The organism is Bacteroides cellulosilyticus DSM 14838, from assembly GCF_000158035.1.
Lineage (GTDB): Bacteria > Bacteroidota > Bacteroidia > Bacteroidales > Bacteroidaceae > Bacteroides > Bacteroides cellulosilyticus.
The window spans coordinates 1,803,796-1,823,554 of the sequence record NZ_EQ973490.1 but is presented as its reverse complement, the minus strand read 5'-3'; the positions used below and the strand labels follow the sequence as shown (position 1 = coordinate 1,823,554).

The following is a 19,759-nucleotide window of genomic DNA, read 5'->3' as shown; positions in this document are numbered from 1 at the left end:
TAAAAGAAATTTCATTGGGATGTGGTTACCCTGTAACCAAACAGAAATATTTTCCGAAAACAATAAAAAAAAGATAAGTTGCCCAAATAGAGGATAAACATAGAAAAGTAGAAACTAAATGGAAATATAAGATATTTTAGTATAACAATTCATTCCTTTTGCCTCCCAAATACCCACTCAAAGAATTTGTTTCTTTAAATATATTTTATAATATTTGTAGCAAAATCATTCAAAATGGGAGCGAAAACGGCAGACCTGAATGATTAATTAATAAGCATATACAACATTTTACTTCAACATCATAAATTAAATGGCTTATGAAAAAAATTACTACTCTATTAACGGCCATTATCGGAATGGCGCTCATGAACCAAGTATCAGCAACCCATGTCACAGTAGAAGTACCTACTGCCGGGCAACTGAATTCTTTAATACAAGATGCAAACTGTGACAGTATCACCATTTCGGGAAACCTGAATGGAAACGATTTTAGATTTATCCAGAACAATATGCCCAACTTAATATACCTAAACATAGCAAAAGTAATCATACCGGACAATAAAATTCCAAGTTCGGGACTTCAGAGCAAAACAACTTTACAGCAAATCATTCTTCCGGATAACGTAGAAACCATAGGGGAATATGCTTTTGACCGATGTTCGAATCTGAAAAAGGTCACTTTTCCAAAAACATTGACAACAATACTAACACAGGCATTTTCAGAATGTGCCCTTTCGGGAGAGCTAAAGTTGCCAACCATAACTACCCATATAGGTGAGTTAGCATTCGATTATAATCAGATTACCAAAGCCGTCTTACCAGACAGTTTAAAAACAATCGGCTCCGAAGCATTCAGGGGATGCCAATTGTTGCAGGAAGTCGTATTCCCAGAAAAACTGACCACCATCGGCCAATACGCCTTTTACGACTGTATCCGTCTGCATACCGGTACGTTAAAAAGCAAAACCCCTCCGGAAATATTCAACCAGACATTCAACTATACGAAAACATTTTATGTGCCGGAAGGTAGCGGAGATGTTTACTCCAAAAGCCCTAATTGGTCAAATTTAATAGTAATCAATGGGAATACTCCGAGAAAAGTAACTGTAACCTTGACCGCAGCCGGAACTTTAGGAGAAGAAATCCTTAAACAGGTGGATTATGTAACCGATGTAAACGAATTAGTGATAAACGGCCCACTAAATGACGACGACTTTTATCAAATAAAACAACGAACCACCCATTTGATTTCTATTGACATGACGGGAGCCACCATAGAATCATTGCCCGAGAGTTTCTTCTACGAGAGAGCCGCATTACTTGACATAAAACTCCCTGCTACTCTAAAAAGTATCGGAAGATATGCTTTTTACCGATGCTACGGATTGACTCAAATAACTATACCAGAAGGGGTCACGAGTATTAAAGATCATTCTTTTGAGCAATGCCTCTCGCTGAAAGAAATTAAATTGCCGACAAGTCTGACGGAAATTCAGGAGTATGCTTTCCAGGATTGTAAAAGTCTGGAAAATATTGAATTTCCCGCTAATGTAACCAATATCTCCCCCGGAACTTTTTACAATTGCACCGCACTGCAACGAGTAAAATTCCCGGCCAATCTGAATAACATCTCACACTATGCATTTTATCAATGTTCAGTATTAGAGAAGGCAAACTTATCCGAAGGACTCATAAATATAGATTACAATGCGTTCTATCAATGTACTGCATTAAAAGAAGTATCTTTTCCCTCAACTCTGGCAACATTAAAAGATCAAGCCTTTCGTCGTTGCACAAGTCTGACAGAAATCACTTTGCCCGCTTCACTGACTTATTGCTATCATCCATTTTATGAATGTCACAATATCAAGAAAGTTACCTGCCTGGCATCCGTACCGCCTACATTAGAAAACGACTATGATATTCTCTATGGTGTAGATAAATCCAGTACAGAACTCTTGGTGCCTTTCTGGTCCGTAAACAGCTATAAACTGGCCCCAGGTTGGGATGCATTTCCTACAATCAATCCGCTGAATTATGAAACAGACCTCATCAACGTGCCCGGCGAACTGGTTATAGCGGCAGACATCCGCTTCAAAAACAATCCAACTGTATCGGTATTTGATAACGGCCAACTGACCGTCAGAGGCACCGATGCACTCTCCATGAAGAAGTACACCCAAAGCCACACTCTTAGTGGATATGACGACAATAATTGGTCCTACCGCAACCCCGTTTATACGAACTTGCTCAGCGAGTCCGGAGCCATGCGTGCCGATAGTGTCATCTACAAGTTGAATCTGAAAAGAGAGTACTGGCAGTTTATCACGCTTCCTTTCGATGTGAACAGGGCAGATATGCAAGTGGACAACGATGCCCTCTTTGTCATCCGCTACTATGACGGTAAAGCACGAGCCAACGGTGAAACCGGCAACTGGAAAGACGTACCCGCTGACGGAACGTTACAAGCTGGAACCGGCTATATCATCCAAGCCAACAAACAAACCCAACTCACTCTGAAAGCCATCAACAATGACAACAAGAACCGGCTCTTCTCTGGCAATGCCTTAAAACGAACACTGAATGAGTACGCCTCCGAGTTCGCTCACAATGCCAGCTGGAACTTCATAGGCAACCCCTATCCATGCTTCTATGACATTTATTACATGGACTACACCTCTCCCATTACAATATGGGACACCCGTAACCGGACTTACACCGCTGTCTCAACCGAAGACGATAACTACATACTCAGTCCGATGCAGGCATTCTTCATTCAGAAGCCGGTGGAAATGAAAGAAATCAGTTTCTCTGCCGAAGGCCGCCAACTGAATGCCACTGTACGCCAACGCACCACGACCCGTTCCACCGTTTCGCCGAACCGTACCGTCTTCAATTTCACTTTGAACGATGACACTTATACCGACCGTACCCGTGTAGTTATCAATCCCGAAGCAAGCATGGATTATGAAATGTCCCGCGACGCCGCCAAATTCATGAGCGACGACAAAGACGTGCCACAACTCTTCACATTGGACGCTACTGGCAGATATTACGCCATCAACGAACGACCGTTGAGCAACGGAACTGTCTCCGTAGGCATTTACGCAGGAAAAGCCGGCACATATACCCTGAATCTGGCAGACGCCACGGTTACAGCCGACGAAGTGATATTAACAGATAAGCTGACAGGAAGCAAAACGCGTCTCGACCTCGACAGCTATACCTTTACGACAGAAGCCGGCTTCTGCACCGACCGCTTCGAACTGCGTCTGACTACCCGTACCATTACCGGAGTAGAAGAAACTCAGGACACGAATACCGCCCAAGTGACGGCAGGAGCCGGACAAATCTTAATATCTGCGCAACCGGGAGATGAAATGAGGGTCTGCAATGTCACCGGACAAGTCATTGAGCATCGGATATTGACACAGTCATCAATCTCCCTCCCCGTCGCACCGGGCTTCTACATCGTAACCATCGGTAAAGAGACATTTAAAATTATGATAACCAAATAAAAACAGAACATCCATGAAATATATACTCAGCCTATTCATTGCTCTCTGGAGCATCGCGGCGTGGGGACAAGAAGGAGGGGATGGGTTCAACCCCTCCAACCCCGGCGAACCGGGCCAGAGATACAATTTGACGGTCAACGTCACCCCCGACGAGGCAGGCAGTACCTCACCTTCGGGGAAGCAGCAATACGCTTTGGGAGAATCTGTTTATCTCAGCGCCAATGCCAACAACTATTACCAGTTTGTCGGTTGGATACAGGACGGAGATACAATTTCCCGCAACCGCTCTTTCAATTATACCATGCCGGCAAAGAATACGGCCATAACCGCTGTGTTCAAAGCTACAGATAGCTTCAACCCCGACAATCCCGACGATCCGTCGCAGGAAGTCATCAAATACAAACTGGTGCTGACGGCCTCTCCGGCCGAAGGAGGAAGTTTCAATATCACTTCAGGAGAACGTTTCAGTGAAGGAGCTTCGATTTCAGTCTATGCCTATCCGAACAGCAACTATCAGTTTGAGGGGTGGAAACAGGGAGATAAATTACTGTCTACGGAAGGAGTATATTCGTTCGTAATGGGGAAAGAAGACGTTTCCATCACCGGTTTATTCCACTTTAATCCGGCAAACCCGGGAAATCCGGGAGCCAATCACTGGGATGCGGAAACAGGCGAACTGATTATTGACGACTTCACTCCGGGAAGCATCATGAATGCCGTAGACCAAGTAACCGGTGGTTCAAACAACTATGGCAAAGTTTCGATGGTCATTATCAGCGGTCAGATGAATAGTCATGACTTCGGCATCGTAGATAGGTTGAACAACTGTACATTGATTGACCTAAGCCGAACAGGCGGATATACGGAAATTCCCCCATATGCATTCGACAATACTAATTTATCAACGGCTATCCTACCTGCCTGTACAGAAAAAATAGGCTACCATGCTTTCGGAAATTGCAAAAATCTGACAGACATCAGTTGTTACGCCATCACCCCGCCGATAGCGGATGAACGTGCCTTTGAAGGAATTGCCGAAAATGCCGTCATTCGTGTTCTGTCCTCTTCCATTCCACTCTATGCAGAGGCTGCGGTTTGGAAAGACTTTACCATTCTACCACTGACTGAAGATGTCAGAACGTTGGAGGTGAACCTCCCTGTCGGAAGTGAGAGCACTTACAAGAACATGACTATAGAATTACAAAACTTGCAGAACGGCCAGAAACAACGCTACGTTGTATCCGACCGCATCACTTACACTTTCAACGGACTACTGAAAAACTGCACTTATAATGTTTATCTGAAAACTCCTGCAGATGTAGTGTTGGGACAAATAGAGAAGATTGAAATAAAAGAGGAGAACCAGTCCGTTACTTTCAGTTCACTGCTAACCCTGCTCGACGTAAACTTGAAAGTGCAAACGCCAGATGGAACAGATGTTACCGATCAGACACAAGTCACATGGTTGAATGACCAACAGACATATTTATCACAAGGCAGTTCGCTGAAAGCACAAACAGCAGGGACGAAGTTGAACTACCGAATCGTATTAAATCAGAATTTAGGGATGCAATACGTAACACCGGAGAATCAAACTTATAGTGTAAAAGAAGAAGAGAACCAGCTGGTTTACACTCTAATTCCCATCGAAATGCTGACTGTTTCGGGACTTGTCAAAAATGCCAATAGTGATGCATTATCGGGAGCTGTTATCTCCATCTCCCAAAAGTTAAACGGCAAGTACTCAAAATCTTTTATAACACAAACCGATACCAAAGGGGAGTTCGAACTGGATGTCTTTAATGATGAAAGTACGATTTCGGTTTCTGCTACTGACTATATCAGCCAGACACTGACGAAAGCAAACTTCAACGCGGGAGCAGATTTGGGAACGGTTGAACTGAAAGCCATATCCGGCACAACAATCAACCTGAACCTCACCTATACCCCCAGCGTAGCAACTGATGAGGAAGCCAGAACAGAGAATTGGTATTCCGATTATGCCAATATAGCTTATACTATATATAATGAGACACAAGAAAAAGAAATCACCAATTTCTCAGTACAATATCCTTCCATTGTGCTTTTGGAAGAAGTGGCAGCGGGTGACCGGCTCCGCATCATCGCTAGCAGTAAAAACGGAGCTTTCCGTTCCGTAACAGCCACCGCAACAGTGGACGAGAATGCAGAGAAAGCAAACGTTTTGCTCAACATTATAGCATTGGGCGGTATTAGCGCTTCCTACACCGATACTGACAATACCGATATAGTAGGGATCCTCTACGACAGTAAAGGAGAATTACTAAAGAAATATACTTACTTCAATCAATGCCTTTCCATCAGCAATCTCTCTGACGGGAAATATACCCTGGTCAGTATGGTCAACAGCGCTTTCTTCAATTCTATTTTGAAGATATCCCAACTGGCCGCATCCGGACTGACGGAAGGAACAGATTATGTACAAAACACCGTAACCGTAAAAAGCGGCATTCTCTCTTCCATTACTAACAGTCATATTCCAATGCTGGATGAAAGTAAGCTTTATTACACAGGAGATAATACGTCATTTACTGCCAACAAAGCCTCCATCGTAGCCGGTAATTATCTGACGTTAAAAGTGAAAATTGATTTTAAAGAAGAGTACACCGCTTCGGTCAGCAACGTACAGTTGATAGTTGACCTACCTGAAACGTCTTTATATGTGGAAAACTCAGCCATGACAGGCAGCAACATAGCGAGTTATACTTTGGACAATAATCGACTAACAATTCCATTACACAACTACACCGAGTTGGTTCGTTTCTGTGTAATCCCAACTGCCTCCGGTGAGTACATCCCCAATGCTTTTGTACAGTTTACGCTGAACGGGAAAGAAATATTGCAACCTATTGGAGCCGCCACCTGTACAATAAAGGACTTGTCCATCTCCATACCATCAACTGTAGCTAAGAAAACTTTTTCAATCAATGGCACAGCTATTGGAAAATCAGAAGTCGAGATTTACGATAACGGCATATTAATAGGCCAAACAACCTCATTAGCTAATGGACTATGGTACACCACATGCGAACTTTATAACGCAAAGAATCTATCTTCGCACGATATCTACGCTAAGATTAGAACCAAAGACGGAGCAGAGTTACAAACAGAAACTTGTCCTGTGCTCTATAATGAGAACGCAATAGAGGTATCTAAAGTAACGATGATTAATATTGCCCACGGAGCCTCTTCGCTGGATCTATTAGAATATGTGACGACTTTTGACTTCATTAATCCGATAACCTCTGCCCAAACATATTGGTATTGGCCTAATTATCCGGATTTTACCTTCAAGATTGATTTCACCAATAATAGTCCGGAAATAATAACAAATGTTGCACTTCATGTGAAAACCTCTTCCAATAATATCGTCCGCATACCCGCAAGCTATAATCAGACTAAGGATATTTGGGTTGCAACTCATCCATTCCAGTCAGAAGCATTGCCTGTAAACCTGAGCGTAACCTACGATTACATCGATTATAGTATGTGCGACTCATTGGCTTACATCAACACGTTAGAAAAGAATATAGGGATTCCTGTAATAGAAGATTATGACGATACAGACGACATATTTACCTACTCTATGAAGTCAAAATCCAGCGACATCGCCCTTAAATGCTTTTTTATTAAAACGGATATAAAGAATAAAGAGGCAATAACAAAGAAAATAGCAAATTCAACATTCAAATTATGCATAGAAAAAGGTCCGTTCAAGTATTATGTGAATGATACAGATGCTTATCAGATAACAAGAGAAACAAGCGACAGCCTGTTCGTTTATGCATATTTCGGCTATGATGATGTCCAATCATACAAGGATTATGTGACTCTATTCGGAAAGAATATAAACACCACAACAAGGATAGCCGGCTTTGATCCCGGAAGTGATCGGATTGCTCCCTCAACGGACCGGTTAAACCAATGGCGGGATCATATCATTCAAGGGGCAATAGACGAAGCTAACAGAAAATTGAAATGCGCAGACGATATCACAAACATAAATCTGCACTCAGATATCATGCATTTAAGGCAATGCGTAGGTTTCTCTTTAGGTAGTTTCTTAGCACATTCAGCAAATCTCATCAGTTCATCAAGCGGACGTCCTGAGAATGTTATTGATGCAGGAAATACCCTTTGGGGTGCCGCCGACGCTGCAAGTAGTTTTGGGGATGGAATGCAGGATTTAACAAGGGCAGGACATGCCTACCTACAACGGATTCATGATGCCCCCGATTGTCCAGATGACAACGGTGGAAAAGGAAGCGATTCCGGAGAATCAGGCAACCCAAATCCCAATTACGTAATGGACCCATCCGGCTATGTCTACGAAGCTGTTGCCAGTAACCGCCTGCAAGGCGTAACCGCCACTTGTTACTACAAAGAAATGGTGGAAGACATGTATGGCGACCTGCACGAGAATATTGTACTTTGGGATGCTGCCGAGTATGCTCAGGAGAATCCACTATTCACAGACAAAAACGGTATGTATGCCTGGGACGTCCCCCAAGGTCTCTGGCAAGTGAAATTTGAAAAAGAAGGCTACCAGACAACTTACAGTGAATGGCTCCCCGTTCCTCCCCCGCAGTTGGAAGTGAACATTGGCATGGTACAAACCGCACAGCCTACCGTAACAGCCATACGTGGTTATGAGACAGGCATAGAAATTGATTTCAGCAAGTTCATGCTGCCCGAAACTATGACTGCCGAGTTCATCACCATTACTCGCAACGGAGCAGCGGTAGCAGGAGAAGTGACTTTCAAGAACGCCGAAGCAAACCCACAAAACAAGAATGAGCAATTCGTTTCGAAAGTGCGCTTTGTCCCTGCCGAGGCTCTGGCTACCACCGACAAAGTGATACTGACTGTCAGCAAACGTGTGAAGAGCTATGCCGGCATACAAATGGAAAGCGATTATAGCCAAGAGATAGCCATTGAAAAAGAGCCCAAGGCAGTGGTCGCTTCCGAGATTGAAGTGGTGTACAATGAAACGGCTGAAATTACAGTAACCGTAGAACCGGCAGAAGCCTCAACAGGCAAGAAAGTGACAGCAACTTCCGTTTCTTCCATCATCGCAACCATAGAACCGGCAGAAGCCACATTGAACGAAGAAGGTAAAGCTACCTTCATCATATCAGGCGAGCTCCCGGGACAGACTATGATACAATTTGCCGTCGAAGGTATGGACATGAAACCGGAAGTAAAAGTGAGCGTTGTGGAAGCCGGAGAAAAAGAAATCACCCGCAACTACACCCTCTCTATGGGCTGGAACTGGTTCTCTATCAACGTGCAGGACCAGAATCTAAACGATATACCAGCTCTACTCGCTCCCATCAAAGAATCCGTCCTCATCCTAAAAGGACAAAACGGAGAACTGACGAACAAAAATGAAAATGATTGGGAAGGTTTATTGAACAGTCTGAGCACTACTCAAGCTTACAAGATAAAGATGAAGAAAGAGGCAACTCTTGAACTGACCGGAAAGGGGGCAGATCCGACAAGCAACACCATTACCCTAAATCAGGGCTGGAACTGGATAGGTTATATTCCTACCGTCACTTTACCATTGGAGCAAGCCTTGCAAAATCTGCAAGCTGAAGAGAATGACCTTATCAAAGGCTTGGATAGTTTTGCCATATACGATGGAAGTACATGGACAGGTAGCCTAACCCACCTGCTTCCAGGTGAAGGTTATATGTACTATTCTCAATCAGTGAAATCTTTCAACTATACTGCAAATGGTACAGAATCAGAACCATCCACTCCATCAGCACAATGGAGTTATGACATTCACCAGTCCGAAGACAACATGATTGCCATAGCCGAGCTTTACAACGGAGAGCAAAAAGCTGAAATAGGGAAATTCCTTGTCGGTGTATTTGTGGGCGATGAATGTAGAGGTATAGCCGTTGAAAAAGACGGTTATCTATTTATCACTGCACATGGAGAGCAAACCGATGGCAAACTGACCCTACGTGCCTTCGACACCGCCGACCAGCAGGAATACAACGTCAAGGAAGAAATAGAATGGAGCGGTACACTGACGGGCAGTTTAACCACTCCTGTCAGCCTGCATATAGGCGAAGCAACCGGAATTACTCCTATTTCGGAAGGACTGTTGGTTTATCCAAGTCCCGTACGCCACCGCTTGTATATTCGGGGAGATATTGGCAACATTGAAGAAGTACGCATCTCTGATACTGCGGGGCAAACACTGATATTGGACAAACAGGTGATTCCCAACGAAGGAATCAATGTTTCTTCACTGAGTAAAGGGATTTACTTCATAATCATAAAAACCGATAATGAGGTTATACAACAGAAATTTATGAAGATAGATTAAGCCTGTCTCTCTTTATTACACTTCTCTTAAAAGTCTCCCTCCGATACATAATCCGAAGGGAGACTTTTTTGTACCGACCTTTAAAAGTCATAAACCGGCAAGCATATGTTACATAGATTCTAATGATAAACAAATCATTTCTATCTGATATTCAGGCAATAGTTTACGCTTAAGATGTTCAACTTTCGCCGCTAACAATTCCGGCTTGAAGTTCTTCTTTTGCCAATATGGGACGCTTCCGTACGATTATATTATACAATTAGCCGTTTAATCTGTCCTCCTATACTCTTATTTCCCAATGCAGCCTCTATTTCAGGTTGTGTATTAATGCCTCCCGAAATAGCACTTAATATAGAAAAATAGGTAGCATAGTTCTTACCAAATTCTTCTACCAGCAAGTTTTTCCCTTCATCGGTAAAAGGAGAGTTTTCCCGAATCATGAAATTTATCATTTCGTCTACACTCAACGCTCCGTTATCGCAGAACAACTCTACATATTTTGGCACCCCACCTGTGAAAGCGTAAAGAGCAAGCAAATCATCATTAGAATAATCAGGTCTGTGATCGTAAATGATTTCCTTCAAAGTAGTTAAGCTAAAAGCCGATAACTTAATGATATTATCAGCCCTGCCAAATAACGGTTCTTTTGAATTCTGAAATATCTTTTGCATCAAAGAGTGAATAGAACCGGATACAATCAGATTCATACGGGACTTCCTACGATATTGATCCCAAAGATTCTGCATATCACTATAAACAGATTCATTAATATTGTAGAATTCTTGAAATTCATCAATAACAAGATTAAATACCCTGCTCACAGACAATTCCATCAAATACTGAAACAATGACCGGAAAGTGCGAATTTCATTAGGGACAAAAGTCTCCAGGGACTGAGCGATGACAGGAATAAACTCAGCGCAAAGAGTCGCCTCATTCTTACGACCTACAAATAAATATACAGTAGGTGAGTCTTCTATAGATCGCATGATAAGGCTTGTTTTACCGATACGTCTCCTACCGGTCACTACCGTCAAGCGGGAGTGGTCATTAAATGACAGTTTATTTATTACGCTGTAACTCAGCTAATTCATTCGTACGATCATAGAACCTCATAGTTATATAAATTTTGTACCCCCCGTAACCGTTACAGAGGTTACAAAGTTAATCAACTAAAAGCGGTAACACAAAACATTACAAGAAAATCCTCTTGGCTGCCTGAATACAGAGAGTTTATACACGCTTTTACTTGCACGCTTGCACTATCCGCCATAAGCAACTGATAAACAGCCAAAAATCAGTGGTGGCAGCAACTTTTATTTAAGTGCAAGCAATTTTGCTTGCACTACGCACGTCGTCCTGACACGATACTTCTGTCTGAAAGTTTAGCCATAATGAAGTAATTCAATGCAGCAAAACACAAGATGCCATCGCGGAGCCCCTTACCTTTTAGCATCTATATATGGGTACCGTTGGATATATAGATGCGACGCGTCCGATATATAGATGCAACATGCACGATATATAGATGCAACACGTCCGATATATAGGCGCAACATGCCCATAGTTAACGAACAAGAACAATGACACTAATATTCCTATTTCACAAGCATAAAGATGTCATTATGCGAATTCCGCTAACACACGCTTGAATTAAAAAGACTCTTCCAGCACAATGAATCCTCATTTTCCTTGAAATAGACCATCTGTTTGCCTAAAACTAATGATGTAATTGGGCAAAACTAACTATGTAATTGGATAAAACTAATAATGTAATGGAGTAAAACTAACGATGTAATTTACAAGATGGCTACACTATTCGGTGCAAAAGGTGTAGTCATCTTGCTAAAAGGGTGACACCATCCGGGAAAAAGGGTGTAGCCCTCCTCCAAAGCCGATTTATTCTGTCTATTTGAATACGAAGCCAGATCATTCGGCATCTTCCTTTTTGCTGCAATTACATCAAAGATGAAGATTATTTGGAATAAAATAGAGCATAAGAAGAACATTGCGACTCCTTTTCTTTACAGACAATACTCATCGTGCACTTTCACCAAACGTTATCCTTGCGTTTTTTCTTCTTTCCCTCCGGTAGGGCTTGAAAGAAAACATTCTCACGCATTAGGATTATCACTTTGTCAATCTGTCAGATTGATAAAGTATGGCATCACTGAGTGATTTTTGGATGATTCAGCTCATACACCGGAAGTTTCAGCCGTAAAGCCGTCAAATGAGGCGATTCGGGAAAAGCTGAAAGAACAGTAAAAAGAAAAGTAGATTTATAGAAAGACAAATCAAAGCACAGATTCAGGGGGACAGTCGCCATACCCAGACATTACCGAATACGGTTTCATAGACAAACAACATTATATCCATACTAAGTGGTCGATATAACAGATTATACAGAAAAAATACAGCAGACATTAACAGAAGTTCCACTATTTATAATAAAAAATTATCCAAAGGGAGTTCTTTATTAAGAAAATTTATCCTACATTTGTACCAAGTCTTGCTGCTTATAGAGATAGGTGACGCATAAGACAATAAAATGTGAGTTTACGAACGCAAGAAGCGAAAGTTATTGTTCCCCTCTAGAATCTGGAAAATTCAACCCCGGAGCAATAGCAACAGTTTCTTCACGTCTACGTTATATTATATAACATAGGCGTGAGGGCTGTTGTTCATCCGGGGCAAGGTATTCCAGAACCTTAGAGGGAGATGAACAGAAACAGTCCTCACGCTTTTTTATATAGTAACCTCCGCCGGAGAGGATAGACGGAAGAAACAGAAAAACACGCTATGACAAACAGGAAAGTCACAAAATGGTTGTCGATAAAATTACTTTTAGTGATAAGTTTGTTCTTCGCTGCAACTGCTACGGAAGCACAAAACAAAATCCAGGTGACTTCATTCAACCGGATGGAAACAGATGTCACCGCCCGGATCACCGCTCCTCAACGGGATCAGAACGGAGAAGTATGCGCACTAATTCGCATCGTTACAACCGAAAAAGACCTAATGTTCGAACCGGATGCACTTGGAATCGTTTCCCGTGAAAACAAGCCCGGAGAAATCTGGCTGTACATTCCTCGCGGAGCACGACGTATTTCCATTATGCACGATAAGTTCGGCGTACTCCGCAATTATTTCTATCCTGACATTATTGAGAAAGCCACTGTCTATGAAATGGAAATACAAATAGGAGACGGAACGCAGCAAACACCCGCAAACACGAATACCCAACTAATTGTGATGCGTCCCGATCCGGCAACCGCCAATATTTATATCGATGATGAAAAAGTACCTACCGAAAACGGACTGTTCACCGCTACCATGAAAAAAGGCACCCATACCTACAGGGTAGAATCACCCATGTACGCCCCCAAAGCCGGTATTATCGATCTCGGTAGCGAGCAGAAGATCATGAGCGTAACACTGAAACCCCGTTTCGGATATCTGGAAATCTTCTCCCTGCCCGAACAGGACGCCAAAGTTTATATAAACAATGAGCTTGCCGGACAGACACCCTACAAGAGTGACCGAATGCCATTACAAGAGTACCGGATACGCATCGAAAAAGATTTTTTCTTCCCGATGGACAGTACTATCACCATTTTCTCTGGCAAGACGAGCAGCCTTACCTTTAAAATGAAGTCCACCATCAAGCCTAAAGAGCCACGACGCACGCTGGTAATGGCGGAAGTCGGCTATCATCCTTCACAGATTTCTTTTGGCGCCATGGTCGGCATTGTCAGTAAGAACGGAGCGTATCTACGCTTCCGCAGCGACTTCGGCTCGGCATCCACCGAACTGGAATGCGATGATACAGGGGCATTGACCAATGGCGCGGGCACACCTTATTATAAAGAAAGCGTCACTACCAAAGCACGCATGTCTATCACGGCAGGCTATTTACGTCAAATCATCAAACCGCTGTATGCCTACATTGGCGCAGGATACGGCAACCGGGTTCTGGCATGGGAAACGATAGACGACGAACTGGTAAAGAACACCGACCACTCCGCCACAGGCGTAGCCGCTGAACTTGGCGCCATCGGACGACTGGGACAATTTGCGGTATCCGTGGGATTCCAAACCGTCAACTTCAAATACCACGAACTCAGCGCAGGCATTGGCTTCTTCTTCTAATTCTTAATTTAACATCCATTTAAACGATGAAAAGATTACAATGTATCATTTGGTGCAGCCTGTTGCTATTCGTGGCAAGCTGTGAAAAAGACACTGAACCGATAAACTTCGCTCCGGTACCCGTCACTGGTGAAACATCCGGCATCACCCGATTTGAAGCCATTTTATCAGGTACGGTAACCCCGCATCCCGATTCACCTCAAGGACAGAAGCATAACATTTACTTTCTCGTTTCCTCTATGTCTTCCAAATTATTGGAAGCTGTAGATACAATTCCTGGCACAAAAAAGGCAGAGAATGAATACACTCTTACACTTAACAATCTAAAGCCGGGAACAACTTACTATTATAGTATAGAATCAAGCAGTGGGCATAATACCGTACGTGGCGCAATCAAAGAGTTCACGACATTATCGACGGACATCCCATCGGTTACACTCAGTCTTACCAGCAAAACGGAAAACAGCATTTTTGTAAGTGGCACAATAACGGACGAAGGGGGAGCCACAATACAGACCAGAGGATTTGTATATAAGCTCTATACAGAGGGCATTAATGCCCCCACACTTACCGACGGAACAAGCGTAGCAGGAGAGAATAACGAGAATGACAACTTTGTGGGAGTGATTAAAGAAAACATACTTCCGGAAACTGCCTACATCATACGGGCATACGCAACCAATAGTGACCATAAAACCGGATATAGCCAACCCATGACCGTCACGACCAATCAATTGCAAGTCCCCTCACTCACTACCAGAGATGCAAGTGACCTTACTGCATACAGTGCAATGCTTCATGCAACTTTCCTATCCGACAACGGATTTAAAGTAACCGAACGTGGCTTTTGCTATAGTGCAGAAAGCCAGACACCAACAATAGACCATCCCCGTGTGCGCTCCGAACTGGAAGGGAACGATTTCACGGCAAGTATTTCCGGTTTGGAACCTTCGAAAACTTACTATTACCGAGCTTATGCCATTAACGAAAAAGGTATAGGTTACGGTGAAACCAAAGAATTTACCCTGCCGAAAGTGCAGACATTGACATTAAGTTCACCGAAGGTAAATAATATTACAACCAATGGTGCAACCATAATATCCTCCATCAACTCACCTTCCGATGCAAGTATTTTGGAAAAAGGAGTTTGCTACAGCACATCCGTATTGCAACCCACGATTGAAAGCGAACATATCATCGATTCTTCCGAAGGCAACAATATCTCTGTGGAATTAAAAGACTTAATCGAAGGACGACAATATTATGTACGCGCTTACGCCATTTCACGAGACGGCACATTCTACAGTGTAGCAGCAGAATTTAGTACTGTTCAACATTACTTGCCTACAGTAGAGGAATTAGCCGAAGTAGAAGTCAATGACGACAATGCCACCATGGAAGCCCGGTTGACCGACAATGGCGGCATGAGTATAACAGAATGTGGCTTTTGCTGGGATAGTTCGTCTGCCGAACCTGACATCACCCGGCACAAGAAAGCAGTAGCAACCCTGAAAGACGGAGTGTTCCAAGCCAAACTTACCGGATTAACCTATAATACCTCTTATCATGTACGCGCTTATGCCGTTAATGGCAAAGGAGTTGGATATAGTGCCTACGTCATCATAAAAACCAGAAGTTCGGCAAAAGCAACGATTGTGAATATGACAGCAAGAAATCCGTCTCCATCCACATTGGATGTATCCGCAACAATTTCTGCCGATGGAGGAGCCGAAATTACAGAACGAGGCTTTGTATATAGTTCTAAAGGAACGCCGAGCGTGGAAGAATGCGAAAAGAAAATTGTAATGAAAGGAACTGTCGGAGAGATAGGTACTACCCTTACCGGATTAACGGGATACAGTAATTATTCTATTCGAGCATATGCTATCAATAAAAATGGAACGGCTTACAGCAACACAGTCACAGCCAGAACTAAAAAAACCGATCCAAGCATTGACGATCCTGCATTCCCAGAAACTAAAACGATAAAAAACAAATAACATATTAACTACTAAAGATTTAAGATTATGAAGAAGGTACGTATGACATTGGTTATATTAATAACCGTTTTTTTCTGTAACAAGATTTATGCACAGACAGAGGTTCTGTCCGCTACATTGCAACAAGGAGATAAAACAAGCGTCCTCTATGGTCCAAATGCTTTTATTGACGCTATCAAGCTCGTAAAAGACAGCACAGACGTTATAAACCTGTCATCAGGTAAATTCAATGCACCTACTATTAATAAGGCATGCATCATTTATGGTGCCGGATTTGAAAGAGATGAGGAAAGGAATCTATATCCGACAATTGTAGATAGGGTGATTATAAAACCGGATCTAGTTTCGGACGATGACGGAAATATGACCAATCAAAAAGGAGCAATAGACGGACTGCACATAGAAGGTATCTATTTTTCCGGATGCCACTTCAGCAGCAACGATGAAAGCGCCATATACGAGGTTCACAATATATCGTTTAAACGGTGTTATTTGGGTAAGCTGACATTCTTTTATAGTGGCATGAATTCTTGCCCATTCAATTCAAAAGTAGTGAATTGTGTAATAGGAGAATTAGTTCATTTTCCCAATGTAGTAAATTTTGGAGTGTATAATTGTATCATAGAGCGTGCAACATGTGCACAAGATATTTATAATAAAGATGTTATCATAAAGAATTGCATAATTTTCAGCACTTATTCTTATGGTTGCGCTTATAAAGACAATATTTTTATCAGTGACTATATTGACTTTGACACTGCTGCGGAAACCGCTTCATTCTGTTCGCATAACATAGCCACCAAAAAAGACTATTTCAAAAACATTGATGAAAGCAGAAATAATAATAATTGGGATGGTAAAACGAGCATAGGAATCTTCGGCGAAGATATCGGGAACAAATACAACAGCAAATATACCTATAAACTTAAAGAAGGAAATGCCAGTATCTATATAGGCAGCGACGGTAAAGAAGTCGGACTTTATGGAGGAGAATATCCTTTCTCTAAGATCCCCTCTAATCCACAAATACTTTCTAAGGAAATTGATGTGCAAACTACTACCGAAGGGAAGCTAAAAGTAAATGTGAAAATTGAAGCACAACCTTAACAAATAAAACATAAAACAAGGCTATATGATGAAAAGAATATATGTTTCATTACTCATCAGTATCTGTACCATAATGGCACAGGCACAAACTATAGCCGGATACGAATATTGGTTTGATAATCATTTCGACAGCAGAAGTTCCCAAAATACAGCTTCAGGAAGTGTATCCATAGAAAAAGATATCACAAACTTCAGCCCGGGTCTACACCTACTCAACTTCAGGATTAAAAACTCGGAAAACTTATGGAGCAGTCTAACGAGTTACTATTTTCTGAAGCCGGATCTTATGGTACGAAATGAAAATCAACTAGCCTGCTATGAATACTGGTTAGACAATCAATTTGACATCCGGCAATCTGCCAATAATATACCAGACAACTCTGTTGCTAAAATAGAGTTGGATTGCTCTTCGCTTTCCCAAGGAATGCATACATTCAACTTTCGTACCCAAGATAAGTATGGAGCGTGGAGTAGTATGGTTAGTTATTATTTTCTGAAAACAGAAATCACAGAGCATACGGATAATCAGTTAACCACTTATGAATACTGGTTCAACAACGATTACAAAAATAAGACGACCGGAAAACTCAATGGGGATGGAATCATCAACCTGGAAAGTTTAGATGTTTCTCTCCTAAAGGAAGGATGCCATTTTATTAATTTCCGTATACAAGATGCATTAGGCAAATGGAGCAGTCCCGTCAGCTACTACTTCCTCCATCTTGTTCACTCTATACCAAAGAACAATAAAATTGTTCAATATAAATATTGTTTCAACAATGACTCTAAAACTTTACAAGTAGTAGATATCACCCCTACCAATCCGTTAGAATGGAACGGAAAGATATTTGAAGTTCCGGAAATGGATCTTGTAAGTGTGCCCGACAGTTTTGGCTTAAGCATTAACAAGGACCAGACTTTATCTATTTCTGTTCCTACTGAATCACAGTTTACACTGTCATTCAAAGATATAACGGAAACCTGGAGTCAGCCCATTGTGAAAACATTTGAATATGTTAACCGGACAATAACAACAGCTACTCCGCTTGAAAGCAATCGAATGCTAAGCATAGCCAAACCTGAAATAGGGAAATGGACAGCTCTCTCAATAACCATATCCGAAGGCAACTCCATTTATTGGAAAACAGACCAACCTTGTTCTATCAGTCTCTTCACTCCCGACGGAAAATGGCTGACGTGCTTTAAGGGAGCAGATTTGATGGAAGGTAAGAAAATGGAAGTAACACAACAAGGCACCTACTATGCATTCGTGCATACAGTTGCCAGAGATAGTTCATATCCATCAGAAAATTTAGAGCTCATAGGAATTATAAGCTCACAAAACGAGAATATCCTCGTAGAAGTAGCAGGAACGCTCCCCGAATTGATAGACAACCCAGATGGTATCGTCAACCTGACACTAACCGGTTACCTCAACGGAACAGATATCAAATTCATCCGTAGTTTGAAGAATCTGCAACGACTCGACATCAGTGGAGCACGCATTGTAGAAGGCGGAGATAAATACTACCAGAATTATCTGACTGCCAATGACATTACCGGAGATTATATGTTCTGCAACCTGCCCAACCTGACACGTCTTGTACTCTCCAACCATACGACGAAGATTGCAACCGCAGCTTTAAGCAATTGTACCGGATTGACAGAAATAGAAATCCCCGCCAGCGTGACTTCCGTAGAGAAAGCCGTATTCAACGGTTGCAATCAGCTATTACTGATAAACTGGAATGCACAAGCCGCCATCACAGCCGAAAGCTTTGATACGCCTGCCAAGATGGGGAATTTGTTGATCTTCGCCCCCGAAGGAACCGGATGTACTTATGAAGGCAACGTGGTAATTAACGGCATAGCAGAAAAGATTTCTTTGACTCATGGCAAAGGCTTCCGTTCTCCACAGGCATTCAAAGCAAAAGACATTACCTACAAACGTAACTTCAGCATGAAGTCCGGTAACAAAATCAATGCCGCCGGATGGGAAGCAATCGTACTTCCATTTGATGTACAAAGTTTCAGCAACGAGAAGCAAGGAGAACTGGCACCTTTCAACAGCGGAAAGGAAGGAGTCAAACCTTTCTGGCTGGCTCAGATGACAACCGATGGTTTTGAACATACCACTGCCATGAAAGCAAACAAGCCCTACATCATCTCACTGCCAAACAGCGAGTCGTATGAAGACGAATTCAACATCAGCGGAGAAGTACAGTTCCATGCCGAAGATGCCGGCGGCGTAGAGGTTAAAGCTACTTCTTATAAAGAGCTCGCCCGTATAGAAGGAAGTAATCGAATAATGATTCCCGCCTACGAAACTGTATTCAAACACGATACGGTATATGCCATTAACCCGGCTACGTATGAGGATATCGCCCCGGGTGGCGCATTCGTCCGTAACTTGCGCGATGTGCAACCCTTCGAAGCTTATCTGATTAGCAAAGAGGCAGCAATCAATGCACCGAAACTTTACAGTATCGGAGGAATAGGAGGAGAAATCACCGGCATAGAAGAACTACCTTCCGACGCATTGGACGGCATAGAAATCTATGTCCGATATGGGGTTTTCTTTACATCAAGAGCGACCGCGAACG

General features: G+C 42.5%; 6 protein-coding genes and 1 pseudogene. 6 read left to right on the top strand and 1 reads right to left on the bottom strand.

Annotated elements, in window-relative coordinates; translation table 11 throughout:
- Positions 1-317: 317 nt before the first annotated feature.
- Positions 318-3,518, top strand: coding sequence for a leucine-rich repeat protein (locus BACCELL_RS11040; RefSeq protein ID WP_007211862.1), 3,201 nt, complete (start codon positions 318-320; stop codon positions 3,516-3,518).
- Between the two features lie 13 nt (positions 3,519-3,531).
- Positions 3,532-9,900 (top strand): InlB B-repeat-containing protein, encoded by a 6,369-nt coding sequence (locus tag BACCELL_RS11035; protein WP_007211861.1) that lies wholly within the window; start codon positions 3,532-3,534, stop codon positions 9,898-9,900.
- A gap of 205 nt (positions 9,901-10,105) precedes the next feature.
- Here the strand turns inward: BACCELL_RS11035 and BACCELL_RS11030 are convergent.
- Positions 10,106-11,016 (bottom strand): annotated as a pseudogene (locus tag BACCELL_RS11030) (AAA family ATPase); the annotation flags it as partial.
- Positions 11,017-12,699: 1,683 nt separating this feature from the next.
- On the opposite strand from BACCELL_RS11030, the gene BACCELL_RS11020 reads away from it, so the two are divergent.
- The 4 genes from BACCELL_RS11020 to BACCELL_RS11005 all read left to right on the top strand — a co-directional run.
- Positions 12,700-14,049 carry a PEGA domain-containing protein gene (locus tag BACCELL_RS11020; RefSeq protein WP_007211856.1) on the top strand — a complete coding sequence of 450 codons (1,350 nt, stop codon included), beginning with the start codon at positions 12,700-12,702 and terminating at the stop codon, positions 14,047-14,049.
- Positions 14,050-14,075: 26 nt separating this feature from the next.
- Entirely contained in the window at positions 14,076-16,049 is a 1,974-nt protein-coding gene (locus tag BACCELL_RS11015) for a fibronectin type III domain-containing protein (RefSeq protein WP_007211855.1), read from the top strand.
- Positions 16,050-16,076: 27 nt separating this feature from the next.
- Complete coding sequence (locus BACCELL_RS11010) at positions 16,077-17,156, top strand: hypothetical protein (RefSeq protein WP_007211854.1); 1,080 nt, start codon at positions 16,077-16,079, stop codon at positions 17,154-17,156.
- 25 nt (positions 17,157-17,181) lie between these two features.
- Positions 17,182-19,759 (top strand): leucine-rich repeat protein (locus BACCELL_RS11005; protein WP_044153601.1); only part of this gene is annotated, 2,578 nt, incomplete at its 3' end.